Below are 1,897 nucleotides of genomic sequence, written 5' to 3'. Positions count from 1 at the left end.
CTGTTTTAGAAGCAGGAATATCAATGCAAAAGCACTGAATAATTTTTTTAATCTTATAGTGACTTAATTTACTGTTTTCTATCATGATTCTAGACTAACATATCTATTCTGCTAGTCTAGAGCCATAAAAATTATCGCTTAATTGTAGTTTTGAACGTTCAATATCGTGACTATCTAACCACATATAGTTGGCATCAAATAATGCGCTAATCACTTTCGCATCTGCACCTTTGACTAAGACATCTTGTAAAGCCAAACGTTTTTTGGCTTTTAAATCAAAATTGACATATTCGACATGAGACATGCCGTGAGCAGCATGCGCTGCATAGGTATAGCTTTCGATCGCAAAAGTTGCAATATACCCCCACTGACTAATGTATCGAACAGAAGTGGTACTTTGACTTAGGCCTGCATCCGTCTTGTCCGATAAATCAATTTTTTGATTCGGCTCAGTTGAAAATGCAATCGGATCTGCCTTTTTAATTCGGTCAGTAAAATATTGATTAATCCAATCAACATTGGTTTCAACCGTTTGAATCGTATATTGGGTACAACCTTCCGCATCGCAAGCTTGTGCTTTCGGCAATTGCATCGCAACAGATTTCGATTGAATAAGTGGAATCGCATCAGCGACGACCGCTGGCTTCTGTTCCGTCGTTGCACCTTCAACAGGTTCATTTCGAGGATGACAGGCCGTTAATGACCCAATTAAAACCACAGCTGAAACAGCCCAAGCTATATTATTCATATGATTTTTTTTCATCCCAAAATTCCCTATAGCAACAGTTAAAACCACAAGTCACTTCATTTAAGCAACCTGCGAATATCAGCATACTACTAAATTTCACTTAAATTCAGCTTGCTTGCTTTACATTTCTCCATAAAAAAAGCAGACCGATGTCTGCTTTTTTTCGTTCATGAGAATTATTGATCAATAATGTCCGTACCTTTTGGAGGTACAAAGTTAAAGGTTGACGCTGGAATAGACGCATTCACCTTCACATTATTGAAACGTACATTTGTTGTTTGACCTAATGAGTCTTGGAGAATCATTAAGGTTGGTGCATTTTTCGCACCAAAACTAATGGTTAAGCTTTGAAATACGCCATCATCACTTTTTGGATATAAGGTGTAATAAGTTTTTGTCTTATTTGGCTGTGTAATACGATAAGACTTCATGATTTGAGCCGTATTACCCGACAATAATAATGCAGGCGTATTCGCAACTTGGTCATCTAAGCTTTGGCGTACTGCTTGTTGTAGGTCTGGGTCATAGATCCAAACTGTTTTACCTGTAGTCGCAATGGTTTGCTTAGATGGGCTGGTTGTTTCCCAATAGAATTTACCCGGACGCTGAACTTTCATGACCCCAGTAAAAGTTTGGTTCATATGCTGCGCACTTAAACCTTTCTTTTGAGTAGCTTTCGGGTTGGTCACTTTTGTAGTTTGCTGAAAGTTAGCAGTAAAACTTTTAATACCCGATAATTGTTTCACCAAATTGGCAGTTGCCTGCTGCTCCGACGCTGCAACTGGTGCCGCGAATACTGTCGTACTCATAACCGGTGCCAGTGTCGCTGCACCTAATGCCATAGCACAGATGGTTTTACGAAGCATTTTCATAGATTCACCTTTTATATTTGCATCAACGCAATTTGTTAGATGGCTCCATCTTAAACCACTTTCATTGACTAAATTTAGAGAAAATAAGAAGTTTTGTATGGTTATTAATGCAAATTGCTGTTTTTTATTCATCATGATGGAGAAATATAAAATAGGACTTACGCATTGACGGATTCAAAAAAGTATTAAAATACTTTATAAAGTATCTGTGATCAGACGAATTAAAAATGCTTCTACAGCAACTTGTACTCTACCCATTTATATGGGCTTTCTCATG

Annotated in this window: 2 protein-coding genes and 1 pseudogene; all 3 read right to left on the bottom strand. The window is 37.7% G+C overall.

The annotated features are described in order from the left end of the window. Window positions 1-85 (bottom strand): annotated as a pseudogene (locus FTU17_RS17275) (IS1595 family transposase); the annotation flags it as partial. An 18-nt stretch (window positions 86-103) separates the two neighbouring features. Beyond that, on the bottom strand, window positions 104-763 hold the full coding sequence (locus tag FTU17_RS17270) for a DUF3298 domain-containing protein (RefSeq protein WP_257227420.1): 660 nt from the start codon (window positions 761-763) through the stop codon (window positions 104-106). A gap of 161 nt (window positions 764-924) precedes the next feature. Beyond that, a complete protein-coding gene (lolA, locus tag FTU17_RS17265) occupies window positions 925-1,620 on the bottom strand; it encodes an outer membrane lipoprotein chaperone LolA (protein ID WP_180011509.1) in 696 nt (231 codons plus the stop codon). Between the last annotated feature and the right edge of the window lie 277 nt (window positions 1,621-1,897).

This window comes from Acinetobacter sp. YH12070 (assembly GCF_013419625.1).
Lineage (GTDB): Bacteria > Pseudomonadota > Gammaproteobacteria > Pseudomonadales > Moraxellaceae > Acinetobacter > Acinetobacter amyesii.
Note: the sequence above shows the minus strand (reverse complement) of the source record. Positions and strands in the feature narration are given on the sequence as shown.